The sequence below is a fragment of the Enterococcus lemanii genome, from assembly GCF_016909125.1.
Lineage (GTDB): Bacteria > Bacillota > Bacilli > Lactobacillales > Enterococcaceae > Enterococcus_I > Enterococcus_I lemanii.
In genome coordinates this window covers 1-16,251 of the sequence record NZ_JAFBFD010000031.1, presented here as the reverse complement: position 1 = coordinate 16,251, position 16,251 = coordinate 1, and the positions used below count along the sequence as shown (strand labels likewise).

General features: G+C 34.0%; 14 protein-coding genes and 2 pseudogenes. All 16 read left to right on the top strand.

Going from position 1 to position 16,251, the window contains the following annotated elements; all coding sequences use genetic code 11:
- Entirely contained in the window at positions 1-1,431 is a 1,431-nt protein-coding gene (locus JOD14_RS09405; RefSeq protein WP_204654574.1) for an FGGY-family carbohydrate kinase, read from the top strand.
- A gap of 16 nt (positions 1,432-1,447) precedes the next feature.
- A complete protein-coding gene (locus tag JOD14_RS09400) occupies positions 1,448-2,317 on the top strand; it encodes an alpha/beta hydrolase (protein WP_204654573.1) in 870 nt (289 codons plus the stop codon).
- A gap of 15 nt (positions 2,318-2,332) precedes the next feature.
- Positions 2,333-3,613 carry a glycoside hydrolase family 140 protein gene (locus JOD14_RS09395; protein WP_204654572.1) on the top strand — a complete coding sequence of 427 codons (1,281 nt, stop codon included), beginning with the start codon at positions 2,333-2,335 and terminating at the stop codon, positions 3,611-3,613.
- A gap of 17 nt (positions 3,614-3,630) precedes the next feature.
- Positions 3,631-4,542, top strand: coding sequence for a PTS sugar transporter subunit IIC (locus JOD14_RS09390; RefSeq protein ID WP_239576159.1), 912 nt, complete (start codon positions 3,631-3,633; stop codon positions 4,540-4,542).
- Positions 4,543-4,620: 78 nt separating this feature from the next.
- Positions 4,621-4,899: a hypothetical protein gene (locus tag JOD14_RS13260; protein ID WP_239576158.1), complete on the top strand. Its 279-nt coding sequence runs from the start codon at positions 4,621-4,623 to the stop codon at positions 4,897-4,899.
- Positions 4,900-4,914: 15 nt separating this feature from the next.
- Positions 4,915-5,238, top strand: a complete 324-nt coding sequence (locus tag JOD14_RS09385) for a PTS sugar transporter subunit IIB (RefSeq protein ID WP_204654571.1) — start codon at positions 4,915-4,917, stop codon at positions 5,236-5,238.
- A 19-nt stretch (positions 5,239-5,257) separates the two neighbouring features.
- Positions 5,258-5,335: pseudogene (locus JOD14_RS13255) on the top strand (PTS lactose/cellobiose transporter subunit IIA); the annotation flags it as partial.
- Positions 5,335-5,502 (top strand): hypothetical protein, encoded by a 168-nt coding sequence (locus tag JOD14_RS09380; RefSeq protein ID WP_204654570.1) that lies wholly within the window; start codon positions 5,335-5,337, stop codon positions 5,500-5,502. The pseudogene JOD14_RS13255 and the gene JOD14_RS09380, both read left to right, overlap by 1 nt.
- Positions 5,503-5,870: 368 nt before the next feature.
- On the top strand, positions 5,871-6,146 hold the full coding sequence (locus JOD14_RS09375; protein WP_204654569.1) for an autorepressor SdpR family transcription factor: 276 nt from the start codon (positions 5,871-5,873) through the stop codon (positions 6,144-6,146).
- Positions 6,139-6,774, top strand: coding sequence for an SdpI family protein (locus tag JOD14_RS09370; RefSeq protein ID WP_204654568.1), 636 nt, complete (start codon positions 6,139-6,141; stop codon positions 6,772-6,774). The genes JOD14_RS09375 and JOD14_RS09370 overlap by 8 nt, the downstream gene beginning before the upstream one ends.
- Positions 6,775-6,870: 96 nt before the next feature.
- Complete coding sequence (locus tag JOD14_RS09365) at positions 6,871-7,185, top strand: DUF4298 domain-containing protein (RefSeq protein ID WP_204654567.1); 315 nt, start codon at positions 6,871-6,873, stop codon at positions 7,183-7,185.
- Positions 7,186-7,410: 225 nt separating this feature from the next.
- Positions 7,411-7,992, top strand: a complete 582-nt coding sequence (locus tag JOD14_RS09360; RefSeq protein ID WP_204654566.1) for a GNAT family N-acetyltransferase — start codon at positions 7,411-7,413, stop codon at positions 7,990-7,992.
- A gap of 937 nt (positions 7,993-8,929) precedes the next feature.
- On the top strand, positions 8,930-10,666 hold the full coding sequence (locus JOD14_RS09355) for an IS1634 family transposase (protein WP_204654565.1): 1,737 nt from the start codon (positions 8,930-8,932) through the stop codon (positions 10,664-10,666).
- 756 nt (positions 10,667-11,422) lie between these two features.
- A complete protein-coding gene (locus tag JOD14_RS09350; protein WP_000997693.1) occupies positions 11,423-12,613 on the top strand; it encodes an IS256-like element ISLgar5 family transposase in 1,191 nt (396 codons plus the stop codon).
- 133 nt (positions 12,614-12,746) lie between these two features.
- Complete coding sequence (locus JOD14_RS09345; protein WP_000470931.1) at positions 12,747-14,936, top strand: ATP-dependent nuclease; 2,190 nt, start codon at positions 12,747-12,749, stop codon at positions 14,934-14,936.
- Positions 14,933-16,162, top strand: a pseudogene (locus JOD14_RS09340) (UvrD-helicase domain-containing protein); the annotation flags it as partial. The gene JOD14_RS09345 and the pseudogene JOD14_RS09340, both read left to right, overlap by 4 nt.
- Positions 16,163-16,251 lie beyond the last annotated feature (89 nt).

The window sequence follows — 16,251 nt, the reverse complement described above, 5'->3', positions numbered from 1 at the left end:
ATGCAGCAACACACGCAACTTGTTTTGGATCAGAGCACCTCGGGAACGAAATTATTAGTTGTTCAAGAAGGAAAAATAATAAAACGCTATGATCGAAAGCACGAGCAAATTTATCCACAGATTGGGTGGGTCGAACATGACCCGCTCGAAATCTGGGGAAATGTAGAAGAATTATTTGTAACGGCATTAAAGGAAAACCGTCTTTCAAGTAAGGGAATACAAACGCTTTCGTTAACAAACCAAAGAGAAACGGTTATTATTTGGGATAAAACAACAGGTATGCCTCTCTACAATGCGATGGTCTGGCAATGTAATCGCAGTACAGCTATCTGTGAATCGTTAATTGGAGAAGGCAAAGAATCACTCGTTTCTGAAAAAACGGGATTACGAATTGATCCATACTTTTCCGGTAGTAAAATTAAGTGGTTAATGGACGAATATCCAGAAATCAAAGAAAAATCAGGAACCGGCGAATTAGCTATCGGAACAATGGATGCGTGGTTGATTTGGAAAATGACAGAAGGTGAAGTTTTTGCGACGGACGCTAGCAATGCCTGCCGTACACTACTATATAATATTCATGAGAACGATTGGGACGAAGATTTACTTGAATTGTTTGATGTTTCTCGTAAAGATCTTCCAGAAATTCGTAATGCGAATGCTCTTTTTGGAAAGTATCAGGGAATTCCAATTCAAGGAGTACTCGCTGATTCACAGGCCGCATTGTACGGTGAGGACTGTATCAATTGTGGTGACGTCAAAATTACGATGGGAACTGGCTGTTCCATTCTAATGCAAGTAAAGGAAAAGAAAAACATTCGTGATCCACGCATTCTCACAACACTTGCATGGCAGGATACCCAAGAGACGACCTATGCACTTGAAGGCATCATTCGTTCATGCGGCGATGCATTAAATTGGTTTGGCAGTCAGATTGCTAAAGTAGAGGAAATCGCGTATCAATGTAATAAATGTTTCGACATTAGTCAAGAAGAAGTATATTTTATTCCTGCATTACTTGGAATGGGTGCACCTTACTGGAATAATCAAATGACCGCTAGTTTCTTAGGAATGAAGCGGACAACAACACAAACAGATTTATTGAAAGCGGTTTTAGAAAGTTTAATATTTCAAATTAAGTCGGTAATTGATACGATGGAAGAAGTTTCTCAACTAACGATTCCACAGGTCTTCGTCGATGGAGGTATTTCTAAAAATAAAGCGCTAATGGCACAATTAGCCACACTTTTAAATAAAAAAGTGATAGTTAGTGACATCGAGGAATACTCAGCCATCGGAACATTACGAATGGCGACTGGTAACATACCAATCACAACAGTAGGAGAGCAAGTCTATTTTCCAATAAATGGTGATACGATTATTAAAAATAAATATAAAAAATGGAATGATTTGATACAGCGATTTTCATAAAAAAGGAGAGGGTTAAATGAGGAATGAACGAATTCAATTGAATAACCATGCTTATTTTGATACGTATTTATTACACAATTCTAATGAGTACAATATTGGCAAAAAAAGACCGTTGGTTATTGTATGTCCGGGAGGAGGGTATGCATTTACTAGTGATCGAGAGGCAGAAGTAATTGCGTTAAAGTTTAATAGTATTGGATTGAATAGCGTCGTTCTCTGGTATACCACAGAAGATAAGGTGATAGGTGTTCCTGATAATGCATTGGATGAGGCTGCCCAAACAGTTTATTATGTACGAAAGCATGCGAATGAGTGGCTTGTTAATGAGGAACAGATTATTATTTGTGGTTTTTCTGCAGGAGGTCATCTAGCGCTACACATGGCAACGAGATGGAATGATCCAATGTTATCAAATCGTTTGGGGCTAACACCAGAGGATATGAAAATTAATTTATGTATTTTAGGATATCCATTAGTTTATGTAGAAGAGTCTTTTCCAGAAGGGGAATTAGGTTTTGCTTCGAGTTTAATTGAGACACCTCATACAGCAAATGAACGTTTCTTTGGAGTTAAAAAACCAGGGAAACAAGAGATTTCTAAAATGAATTTATTAAATTATGTCAATGCAGAAACACCCCCAATGTTTATCTGGCATACGTTTGAGGATATTCTTGTAGATGTTGATAATTCCTTGAAGTTAGCTAGGAAATTAAAAGAAAATCAAGTGTCGTTTGAAATGCATATTTTTGAAAAAGGAGAACACGGATTAGCGTTAGGTGATCGAACAACTGCTAGAAAGCCAAGTCATTACAACCAACACGTAGGAAAATGGTTTGATTTATGTGAAGGATGGTTAAGCCCATACATTGATGAAGTAAAAGAATAATAAAGAGGTGTTAAAATGAGAGTCACAGTGAATCAAAACCAACGAACACTTTTGAGAGATGGTACGCATTTTTTTTATTTAGCAGACACTTGTTGGAGTGCGTTTACAAGTATTCGTGAAGAAGAGTGGATGACTTATTTGGAAAAAAGGAAAACTCAAGGATTCAATACTTTACAAATTAATATCCTACCTCAATGGGATCGAAGTAGAGGAACGTTTGATAAACTTCCTTTTTCAAAAAAAAATGGTGTTTATGACTTTAAAGAATTAGATGATAGTTATTTTGAACGTGCAAAAAAACTATGTAAGATAGCAGATGATAGAGGCTTTACATTAGCTCTAGTTGTTTTATGGTCGAACTATGTTGAAGGAACTTGGGCAAGCAATTTAGATAGGAGAAAAAATGTTTTTCCAAGGGAATATTTTGAAAATTATTTTAAAAAAGTAATCGATACGTTTGATTCTTTTTCGCCAATTTATTTTATAGCAGGAGATACTGATTTTCCAGAAAAAGAAACGATTGATACTTACTTAGAAGCATTTGATTATTTCGAAAAGCATTCGCCTAATACATTGAAGACGGTTCATATTAAGGGACGTCAAGAAGAAATTCCAGAAGAAATTTTAAGGCGTTTAGATTTACTCTTGTATCAATCTGGCCATAATCGTTCGTTTTTGAACATGCCGTATTATCTAGCTGAGCAATTTTATAAGATGGAGCGAAAGTTACCAATTGTTAATTCTGAACCTTGTTATGAACAAATGGGGTATGCGAGAAGAGAATATGGACGATTTAAACAATTAGATGTTCGCCAAGCTGCTTGGCAGTCAGTATTGTCAGGAGCATGTGCGGGTATAACTTATGGAGCGCATGGTGTATGGAGCTGGCATGGAATGAACACAAATTTTGCGGAAAATACGGGAGAAGCATTTGATACACCGATGTATTGGCAAGAAGCATTACAATTACCTGGAGCGTTTGACTATGGATTTATAAAAGGAATTTTACAAATGAATCAGATTGATGAGTTAATTCCTAATAATCAATTATTAGTTGGAGCGAATGAACAAATTCGAGTAGCATCTTCTAAACAACAAAAACATCACTTAATCTATATTCCAAGTAATACGACAATTCGAGTATCAGCTGATTTTAGTGATTTTGAAATTTATTTAATTGATTTGAAAACGAAAAACTTATTGGAACCAACATTCGTAGTTAAAAATGGAGAAACGATTTTTAAAATTCATTCAGGTCAAGAAGATGTGTTGCTGTTGGTTAAGAAACCAAGTTAATTAAGGAGGAAAATGAAATGACATTTGCAGAAAAATTCACCGAAAAAGGACAGTACTATGCAAGTAAAATTCAACAAAATATTTATATGCAGGCAATTTCTAATGGATTAATGTCGACATTGCCAATAATGATTATAGGAGCATTCAGTACCTTACTGTCTTCAATGCAAGTTGGATCTTATCAAACGTTTATTGCTCCGATAAAAGCTTTTATTGCCTTACCAGCTACCTTTACAACTAATGCATTAGCGCTCTATGCAGCCTTTTCAATAGCTTATCGACTGGCGACCTTGTTAGATCAAGAAGGAATGATACCAGGTTTTGTCTCATTATTCTCATTTTTAGTTTTAACCCCAATTACAAGTTTTGAAGTTGGAGAGTTGAATGTAAATGCATTAACATTTGATTGGTTGGGTGCAAAAGGGTTATTTGCTGCAATGATTGTAGGAATTGTTTCAGCAAGATTATATGTTTTCTTTGTCGATAAGAACTTTACGATTAAAATGCCAGATGGTGTTCCGCCGACCATTTCAAAAACATTTTCTGGATTAGTTCCTGCAGTTTTTGTTGCAATTATATTTACCGTTATTTCAGCAATTTGGGCTCAAACAACATTTGGTAGTTTCCATCAATTTGTTTATACAATCTTACAAATTCCGCTACAAAGTTTAGGTGGGTCAATTTGGTCAATATGTATTGCGTTGCTAATTATGCAAGTATTATGGGTTTTTGGTATTCACGGAGCAATTGTTGTTTTAGCAGTTATTAGACCAATAATGACTGCGTTAGATTTAGAAAACTTAGCAGCTTATCAAGCAGGAGAAGCAATGCCCAATATCGTGACGGGATCATTTTGGGGGATGTATGCTAATCTGTCGCCAATGCTTGGATTAATTATTGTTTTATTATTTTTTACTAAGAGTAAATAATTTAAAGTTATTGGCCGATTAGGTGCACCAGGATCAATTTTTGGTATTCATGAACCGTTAATTTTTGGATTGCCAATCGTGATGAATCCAATTCTTGCAATTCCTTTCATTATATCTCCGATAGTATGTGTTGTTTTAGGATATCTGTTAACAATTACTAACATTTTACCAATACCGATTGGAATGCAAGTACCATTTGGTGCTCCGATTTTCTTATCTGGTTTGTTACAGGGAAGTTGGAAGTTAGGGCTGATACAGCTACTTATGGTTCCGCTTTCAGCTGCAATTTATTATCCTTTTGTTCGAATCTTAGATAAAAAAAATCTGGAACTTGAAAATCAAAGTGAAGAGGATTAGAGGGAGGAAAAGTGTATGTCTAAACGCACAATTATGTTGGTTTGTTCTGCTGGGATGAGTACTAGTTTATTGGTTACTAAAATGCAAAAAGCTGCACAAAATAAAAAAATTGTTGCTGAAATATTTGCAGTTTCTGCTTCAGAAGCAGATCAACAAGTAGCTTCAAAAATTATTGATGTTATTCTCTTAGGCCCACAGGTTCGATTCATGAAAGGGAAGTTTGAAGAAAAATACGGATTAAAAGGAATTCCGATTGATGTAATTAATATGACTGATTACGGTCGGATGGATGGAGAAAAGGTTCTTGAACAAGCAGAAAAAATTATGAATAAACTTTAAAAAGTTGGTGAATAAGCTCATGCAAGAACAAAACCTAGAAGCAATTATGGGATTGATTATGAACAGTGGAAATGCAAAAAGTGATGCCATGGAAGCTTGCACAACGCTTATATGGCCACGCTTACCCCACTGTATCGTTATATGAGCATAAAAGAACGCGAGGTGGCTTGGTACGAACAATTAGTAAAAGGCGATGCACCGAGAAAACGTCTAGGTGATTTTGCTGGCTATTTTGTTTGCTTTAATGGTTTAGTGACACGGTAGAATAGGAAAAAGTGATTTCGAATTGCTCTCTATGCGAAAAGCCAAGAACAAAAAAGCTGTTCTTGGCTTTTTAGCATAGAGACTAGTAGTAGCGTAAAAAAAAATAAACGACCAGTTGTTTTTAGATTAGCAAGATTGGAACAGCAAAATGTTTTTTTCGTATCATTAAAAGTGAAAGTTGCAAAGAGAGCTATTTGTCACGTTTTTTACTTGGAAAGAAAATCATTCGCTCAACAAACTGAAAGAAACGACTATCTGCATTTTACAGATAGTCGTTTTTTTTGATTGACAATTTAAGCATAAGATGGTCTAATTTAGATAGATATCTAATTAGAAAAATATCTAAATAGAGGGAGGAGGTTCATTAAATGGGATTTGAAAAAAGTTTTAAAGCCTTGGCAGACCCTGCACGAAGAGAAATTTTACAGCTCTTAAAAAATGGTCGAATGTCGGCTGGTGAGATTGCGAGTCATTTTTCCATGACCGCAGCGACGATTTCTTATCACTTGAGTATCTTAAAAAAAGCAAACTTAATTTGGGAAGAAAAAGAAAAAAATTATATCTATTATGACTTAAACACAACCTTAGTCGATGAAATCATGTCATGGTTAATGAATTTGAAAGAAGGGAAAAAACATGAATAAAAACAAATACATCAAAACAATGCTTTTAACCTCAATGGTAATCGTATTAGCGAGTGTCGCAGGGCTATTTTTATGGCAACAATTACCAGAAGAAATCGCTATCCATTTTAATACTCAAAACCAACCAGATGGCTGGGCGAGTAAACCAATGGTCGTTTTTGGCTTACCGCTTTTTCTATTAGTGATTCATTGGCTGACTTTTTTAGGGATTTCGGCAGACCCGAAACGGCAAAATATTGAAGAATATCTTTTTAAAGGATTGTTGTGGATAACACCCGTTTTAACAGGTGGTATGATGACGGCGATTTATCGAGTAGCTCTAGGATATGAGGTGAAATCATCCGTACTTGCGCAAGGCTTACTCGGCGTGTTGTTTATCTTTTTAGGCAATTACCTTCATCAAGTGAAGCAAAATTACACAGTGGGCATTCGTATCCCTTGGACATTAAATAACAAGGAAAACTGGAATAAAACCCATCGACTTGCCGCATGGTTGTTTTTTATTGGCGGCTTTATTTTAGTTGGTAATATTTATTTTCAACAAACATGGTTATTTCTAGTCGTGATGATTCTAACAGTTGGTACACCAGTAGGATATTCTTACAACTTGCATCGTAAAGGTTTTTGATAAAGTCTTAGCTATGTTTTCTAGTAAGATTGTTTGCATGCATCGAAACGTTGAAAAAAGATGAGTTAACAGCAAATAAAGCGAGGGGAATAACCGATGGAAAATGAAAAAAATTATAATCATATCACCAAGTACGAAAATATTTTAAATCAATTCGATCAAAAAATTCAAGAATTAGCTGAATTATTGCGTTTTTTTGAAGAGCATTCCGATGAGTTTGTCTCATTAATGGATTATTATCATTCTAATCAACGACAAGAAGATTTAGAAGCAGAGAATCGACGTGAAATTCCCGTAGACCTTCCGCGTGGTGTCCTATCAGAAGATGCTATTTATAATTTGTATACCGATTACCGAGAAGTAAGTTTGAAGATGTTAGCAAACGGCACGCGTTTTTTTAAAGAGAATTAAGAAATGAGCGTTTAAAAATTTGTGTATTGCGTTAGGGATTGGCTGAATGATTCTTTTTGGGTTTGACGTCAAGTGTTTTGTTACCGAAGAGAAAAGAAGAACAAGTGGTAGTAAAATATTTTTACGGCAAAGTTATTGAGACTTACTAAAATGAGTTAAAGGCTTATAATAGCTATTGATAGTAGAAAGTTGATTTTTTCAACATAATTTGAAGGAGGAATTTGTTTGACGGATAGAAAAAACAATAATCTAGTTGCTCTAGCTAAAAATAAGATTCTTTATCTAGAAGATTTTATTTTAAGACCGTTGGAGATTAATGACCTTATCGATTATCACGAGATAACAAGTGATGATGAGACATTAAAGTACGATTATCCTGCACATGAGAGTCTTGAAGAGAGCTTACAAATGCTCGTGGTGTGGAATCTTTCTCAACCACTTGGGAGATATGGAATTGAACTAAAAAAAACTGGTAAAATTATCGGAAATCTAAGCTTAAGATTATCAGATGAAGGCGATTTTTGTCAGATTGGTTATACAGTAAACAAAAAATATTGGAGAAAAGGTGTTGCATATACTAGTGTTTCAGAAATAATCAATTTTGCATTTTTGAACTTGAACATCGATAAAATAGTTGCAAATGTACATGAAAATAATGTTTCCAGTATAGGCTTACTAAAAAAATTGAATTTTAGCTTAACAGAAAAAAAGAAGACTGACTCAATGCGAGAATCAAATTTTATTGAATTGACGTACACGTTAACTAAAATTGATTATTCAAAGATATCTAATAGTATTGAATCATAGATGAGTGTCCTTATAAAAAATAAACTACTTAATTTAAGGGAATAAGAAATGGCTAAAATGACACAAAAAGCTTACAGTACTAAAGTATCTTCAAAATTTTAGTACAGATTCTAATTCAATCTCTTATGGTGGAAAAGTTACAGTGTCTATTATTTTAGAAGAAACCGATGGAATAGTTGAGACGAACTGCGTTTTATTACGGAACGATTGTCGAAAAGATATGGGATTATTCAATAAGATTTTGAAGAACGTAATTTAACTTTTTTTGGAGCATTTATCTGCATTTAATAAATAGACGTTTGTTTGTCGGGTATTTAATAATTTGATTTTTATTGGATCTAGATTATAATTGTTTTGCGAAGTGATAAGATTTGTGTTGCATAACAACACAAGAGCCCACCCTACTGCGAATAGGTTGGGCTTTTTTAGGCTCTACGTTAAATAGTGTTCTATCCAAATTTGAATAAAATAAGTCGGGGGAAACTTGGTAAAAAATCAATCATCAAGCGAAGCTGTTGAAAAAGTCACTATAAATGAGCGAGGAATTTTGGTAGTAGCCAAAGTTTCTCGTTTATTTTCATTTTTTTTAAAAAAATAGGAGGAATCGCTAGCTATTTCGCTCCCCTTTCTCTTTCTAACTTCAGTATTCGTTTCATATTCACTAAAAAGAGCGTACTCGCTCCTTGAATAGTCATGCCTAATAAACCACAACTTTGTGCAGTCTCATAATCATATTGGTTCTTCAGTTCGCCATTTTTTGCTTCGATTTTATATTGTTCTTTATAAAGTTCTTTAAATTCCTCGGGAGTTTGACACTTGTAATTGAAAAAAATCGCTTTAAGCCTTGATGTGGCTTATTTTTTTCTGTCAAATTTTATATTTTATTTGTAGTAATTTGTAGTATTTTATCATATAATAGACTTAAGAAGGTGATATTATGCGATTACAAATAACAAAAACAAAAAACTCTGAATCTTTTTTTATTACAAAGTCCTACCGAAAAAATGGAAAAAGCACTTCAAAAGTGGTTGAAAAATTAGGAACACTAGAGGAAGTGATTCAAAAAGCAAATGGACAAGATCCTTATGAATGGGCTAAAAATCGGGCAAAAGATTTAACTAAACAAGAAAAACAACAACAAAAAGAAATCCTTGTTCAATATTCTCCTACCAAACAAATTTCGATGGGAGATCAAGTTTCTTTCAACGGGGGTTACTTATTTTTACAACAACTCTATTATCAATTGGAACTAGATAAAATTTGTAAAACAATCCAAGAGAAATACAAAATTGAATTTGACCTCAATGGTATTCTTTCGCAATTAATTTTTTCACGTGTTCTTTATCCAGGATCTAAACGAGAAGCATTTTATACGATGCATAAATACTTAGAAGCGCCCCAAGTAGAACTTCACCATTTCTACCGTGCGTTAGCGGTTCTTTCTAAAGAAAGTACCCGTATTCAATCGCAGTTGTACAAAAATAGTCAAAAAGTTAGGCCTCGAAATAATCGGATCCTTTATTATGATTGCACAAATTTTTTCTTTGAAATTGAAGAAGAAGATGAACTTAGAAAATACGGAAAATCAAAAGAAAATCGGCCAAACCCGATTGTACAAATGGGCTTGTTTATGGATGGTGATGGTCTACCGCTCGCTTTTGACTTAGCACGCGGAAGCGCCAATGAACAAACAACGCTAAAACCGTTAGAAAGAAAACTGTTAGATGATTTTTCTATGTCTAAATTTATCGTTTGTACAGATGCAGGCTTATCTTCTACTGCAAATCGGAAATTTAACGATATTCAAGGACGGGCATTTATTACGACTCAATCAATCAAAAAGTTAAAAAAACATTTAAAAAGTTGGGCACTGGCTACCACGGGTTGGAAATTAAGTGGAAGTACTTCAAAAAAAGAATATTCACTTGAAGAGATTCAGGTGCTAGCGAATCATAAAGCGATCTTTTACAAAGAACGCTGGATTCTTGAGGATGGATTAGAACAACGACTGATTGTCACTTATTCCTTAAAATATCAGCATTATCAAGAAAAAATTCGTGAAAGACAAGTCACGCGCGCGCAAAGGCTAATTGATAGTGGTCAAGTACTTAAGAAAAGTAAGAACCCAAATGACGTCCGTCGTTTCATTAAACAAACGCATGTGACAAAAAATGGGGAAGTCGCAGATAAACAGCAGACTGGCCTCGATGAAACGGTAATTGATAAAGAAGCACAATACGATGGTTTTTATGGTGTTTGCACGAATCTTGAAGATACCGTGGAAGAAATTATTAAAATCAATCATAATCGATGGGAAATTGAAGAGACGTTTCGAATTATGAAAAGTGAATTTGAAGCACGTCCCGTATACTTGAGTCGAGAAGATCGTATTCACGCTCACTTTATTACTTGTTTTATCTCTATGATGATATTCAGGCTGTTAGAAAAACGGCTTCCGGAGAATTATACGTATGGTGAGATTATTGAAACATTACGTGAGATGACTTTTTATCGTATTGACGGGGAAGGAATGATTCCGACTTATACACGGACAAACTTAACCGATGACCTTCATCAACAAGCTGGTTTTCGGACGGACTATCAAATTATTCCACAAAAAGAATTTAAAAAAATTTTCAAGGAGACAAAATCAAGAAAAATTACTACAAAATAGCTCCCTAGAAAAAAGGGTCTAAGCGTTAATAAATCAACGTTTAGACCCCTTTTTTTATTTTAAAGTGTCAAAGTCAGGATTATACCATATGCGAATACAACTGTGTTCAAAAATATGCTTATTTATTTTCTCTATTTTCACTAAAGCAAGTAGCGCCCTAATTATCGATTACTTGACTCAGTAAAACGCATTTTTATGGATTTTTAAAGGTATCATTTACAGAGTGTGCTAGAGATTGATAAGAAATTTATGGAATAAAGTTACATGTAAAAACATGAACAAATATTGCTATAATAATAGTCACCAAAACAACTACCGAAATACAAAAAAAGCCTTGAAAAGTTGATTTAACAACTTCTAGGCTTTTTTCTTATTTTATTCCCACTCTGTTTTCAACGTAAAGTGTATAAAACAGAATGCGATACTATCAAGGGAGTTAAAACAATATACAGAACAGTAAAACACTATAAATAAAAATAAAAGTGCAATAAAAGTGCAATTTTTGCACCTAATCATACTCTGTTTATATATGAAAACTAGATTCTGAATCCAATATTTGGTTAACGAGAGGCGTTCGAATTTGAACGTCTTTTATATATTACTTTCAAATAAATATGAGGTAGAATACTATCTATTTTCTTTTTAACCCAATTGTTATAATGGAGAGTGTAAAATATTTTGTGTAAATAGAAAAAAGGAAGTCCCTTCTGTAGAATAGAGTTACCACAACACATTCACAGAAGAGAGGACTTCCCTATGAACGATTTTACTACAGAAATTCTAAAGACTCTAGCGAACAAAGGCGATTTGAATGAATTATTCCGTGTCCATTTGGAGAAAGCAGTCAATACGCTTCTCAAAACGGAGTTAACGGCTTTCCTAGATTACGAAAAGTATGATCGCATTGGTTTTAACACGGGTAATTCTCGTAACGGCTCCTATGACCGTACGGTCAAGACCGAGTATGGGGAACTTCATCTCCAGATTCCGCGCGACCGCAATGGTGAGTTCAAGCAACAGACTGTTCCTGCTTATAGACGGACGAATGACACGTTAGAGGAGACCGTCATTCACCTCTTCCGAAAAGGTATTACCATGTCGGAAATCGCAGACTTGATTGAGAAAATGTATGGGCATTACTACACGCCCCAAACCATGTCCAATATAACAAAATCATTTACAGAAGAGGTAACGGCGTTTAAAGGGCGGGAGCTTCATGACCGTTATGCTGCTATTTATATGGACGCAACGTATATTCCGTTAAAGCGGAAAACCGTCGCCAAGGAAGCTATTCATATCGCAGTTGGCATTCGCCCGGACGGATCAAAGGAAGTATTGAGCTATGCGATTGCACCGACTGAATCCATCACGATTTGGGAGGAAATTTTATTGGACCTTCAAGAGCGCGGTTTGAAAAATGTCCTCCTGTTCATCACGGATGGCTTAAAGGGGATGGTAGGAGCGATTAGTCGGTTCTATCCCAAAGCTCGTTTTCAACATTGTTGTGTACACGTTTCCCGTAATATCAGTCACAAAGTGCGTGTCGATGATCGTAAGGAAGTCTGTGATGATTTTAAAATGGTGTATCAAGCCTCATCTAAAGAGGTGGCGTTGGAAGCACGTGGTGCTTTTGCGGAAAAAAGGAAAACCAGCTATCCAAAAGTGGTTGAATCGATTCTTTCGAACGATCACTTGCTCACTTTCTATGATTTCCCCTTGGCCATACGCAAGAGTATTTATTCTACGAACTTGATTGAATCCTTTAATAAGCAAATCAAGAAATACAGCCACCGCAAGGAACAGTTCCAAAACGAAGAGTCGATGGAACGTTTCTTAGTCTCGTCTTTTGATACTTACAACCAAAAATTCCTAGGTCGCAGTCATAAAGGCTTTCAACAGGCCGAAGGCGAACTTGAACAAATGCTAAGCCAACTGATTGAGAATTAGAAACAATCTGCAGTAGGGAAGAATCATTTACACAAAATTATTGACGCTCCCTTATAATGAGAACTTTTACTAACATAATTTATGATAAACTTACTATATAATCATATTAATTAAATAGTTAGGAGATCTGCTTATGTTTATATCTACTCTTCAAATTCGAAATTTTAGAAATTATGAATCCGAAATCTTTCGATTCGATAATGAGACAAATACTATTATAGGTGAGAATGATTCAGGGAAAACCAATGCTCTTACTGCATTGAGAATCTTATTAGATGATAGTTATTACTATAGTAGTAAAACACTGAAAGAATCAGATTTTTTTCATGGAATTCAAAATGGGTGGCAAGGGCATTGGATTATTATCTCTGCGACATTTGAAGGAATCAGCGAAGAAGAATTTGACAATGAGATTTGTGCTTCCATTTCTTTAAATTCTGAAAGTCAAACAATCTTAGAAGAATTGATTTCAAATGCAGATAAAGGTGTAGGTAGTATTTCTCTATTTATTAGACCTAACAAAGCTATTAGAAAGCAATTATTTGATATTTCCACTGAATTAGACTCTCATCAATTTAACGAATTTAGAAATTCTATTCGTCTATCCGACTATGAATTTTACTACACATCTAAATCAAATCTAAATTTCTGTATCAATGAAAATTATGATAAATTGGTAGGAAGACTCAATGACAATATAGCTAGTAATCCTGAAGAAGACGATGAAGCTCTTTTGGGCTCAAGAATTGACATGTCAGATATTTTCAAGCATATTTCGGTTGTTTATGTTGACGCTCTTCGAGATGTTCTTAGAGAAATGAAAAACAATCGAAACCCTGTCAAAAGAATCATGGAAACAATTGAATCAAAAATATCATCAGATAATGTTGAGTCATTAAAAACAATTATACAGCAATTAAATGAGACTATTACCAGTGTTCCTGAAATTAGGAAAATTGGCGAAAATATTAATCGGCAACTAAATAGCATAATTGGTTCAGTGTATTCTCCTAATCTTCTTCTTTCCTCAACTATGTCAGATGATATGGGTTCTTTAGCAAAATTTCTTTCAATGAAGCCAGAACAAAATATCGACTTAGACTTACTAGGGTTAGGACATCTAAATATGATTTATTTAGCTTTGAAAATAGTCGAATTTGAAGCGTGTCGTTCAAGAGAACTACTTAATATTATGTTGATTGAAGAACCAGAAGCTCATATTCATCATCATATTCAAAAAACTCTGTTCGAAGGATTAAATCTTCAAAAAAACTATACTCAGATTCTCATGACCACACATTCTGTACATTTAGCTGAAGTGTCTGAAATATCTCGGATGAATGTATTAAAATCGTTTAATGGCAAATCTATCGTTATGAATCCAGCAAATAATCTGAACTCATTTGCTAAAGAAAAGTTAAAAAAGAACAATCTAAATCTAATAAACGCAGTAGAGAGATATTTAGATGTTAAAAGAAATGGATTGCTTTTTTCTAAAGGTGTTATCTTAGTTGAAGGAGATGCTGAAGAAATACTTATTCCTCAAATAGTAAAAAAATTATTTGGTATAAACTTAGACGAACTTGGAATAGGTTTGATTAATGTTGGTAGTACTTCGTTTGAATATATCGCTAGCTTGTTTGACGATGATAGAATACAGAGAAAGTGTGCTATTGTAACTGATTTAGATGAACAGGCAATCCCATCAGAACATCGATTGTATAAAAGCACTGCACAAGAGAAAGGTCAAGCAAGAAAAGAAAAATTATCCTCCCTTTTTAATGAAAACAATTGGGTTAATTGTTTTTATGCTAATACAACATTTGAAATTGAGTTTTTAGATGTGAATAAAGAAAATATTCTAACTTATGTCAGTCCAATTATAGATGACGCATTCAAAGATAAAAAAACAATAACTGCTTATAAAGAAGAAATACAAAGTGAACAATATTTAGAAAGAAATTTAGCGATGTTAAAACTAGCCAATCATGTTGGTAAGGGGTGGTTTGCAATTGAGTTAGGTGAAAAAATTGACTTTTTAATCAAAATTCCTAAGTATATTCTTAATGCTATTGCTTTTGCATGTCAGGAAATAGTAGATCTCTCAATTTATAAAAAAATTCTACTCCATACAATCGACTTGTACGAGGAAACTACAGAATTGTCAGCTTTATCAGCTAGTTTAAAAACAAGTGATACAGCTGATTTGAATATAGCAATAATTTCTTTATTAGAGTACTTTGGTAAAGATGAGGATGTTGTGTATCTAATCAATCAGATAGAAAATTACACAAAAATACTTTATGCTGAGGTTTCAAAATGACAAATATCTTCGAAAAAATCGTAAATGATTTAAATTTAGAACAAAAAGATGTTGTGGAAAGTGAAGATAACCTTTATGTAAATGCATGTCCTGGGAGTGGGAAAACAAGGGTACTTACAAGGAAAATTGCTTACCAAGCAATTAAACACGATGGATCACTAAAAAGAATAATTGCTATCACATACACTAATAGAGCTGCTGAAGAAATTAAGGAACGCCTAAGTTTACTTAGTATAGATGATGATATTAATATTTGGGTGGGGACAATACATCAGTTTTGTCTTGAATTTATTATTTATCCTTTTAAAATGAATCTCTCAAGAGTATCAAAAGGATTTACAATTATTGATGATTATACTCAAAGAGCTTACGTCAGCCAAATTAATAATATGCTGAATTTAAATCTCAAAACGTATGAACTGAACAAAATTGATTTGTCACTTTCTCATGATTTTAAAATTAATGAAGTTCAGTATACTCAAGTTTCTGAAATGTATCACACTATGTTGGAAAAAAATAAAGAAATTGATTTTGATATGATTTTACTAGTAGCGTATAAAATTTTAACTGTAAACAGTAACGTTGCACGTAATATTGCTAGTAATATAAGGGCGATTTATGTGGATGAATTTCAAGATACTAGAGAATTACAATACAATGTAATAGCTAAATTACTTCAAAACAACCCTCAAATTCAGTCAATGTTTGTTGGAGATATTGACCAAGCAATTTATGGATCATTAGATGGTATAGCTAAATCAGTTGAAGAACTAGAAATGCTAACTAGTCACACTTTTCAATCAAAGACGCTACATGGCTGTTACAGGTCTAATCAGAGATTAGTAGACTTCTACTCTAATTTTCAGAGTTGTCCTTACGAGATTGAAAGCAGAGGGAATAATAAAAACGACCGTGGTTTTATAAGTTATGATTGCAAAGTTACTAAGGAGGATTTACCCAACATAATAAAAAATATAATAAAGGAAAAGATTGAAAGCGGCATTCATGAAAAAGATATTTGTGTACTTGCTCCTCAACACTATCCTCTGTTTTCACTGGGTGAGTATTTAAAGAAAGAATTACCGTATTGCAATTTTGATGCTATAAATATATCACCAATTAAGGTAAATAATCATAGTTTATTTTTCAAGTTAGCAATTTTGTACTTTACTGAATCAGGTGAAAAGGTTCGAAGAAGAAAGCTAATTGCAAACGATATTTTAATTCACTAATGGTGCGTAAATAAAATAAGAATATTCAGATAATTTACTTTTCAAAAAAATGTTAAAAACGAAGAGTGCTCGCGCAGAGGATG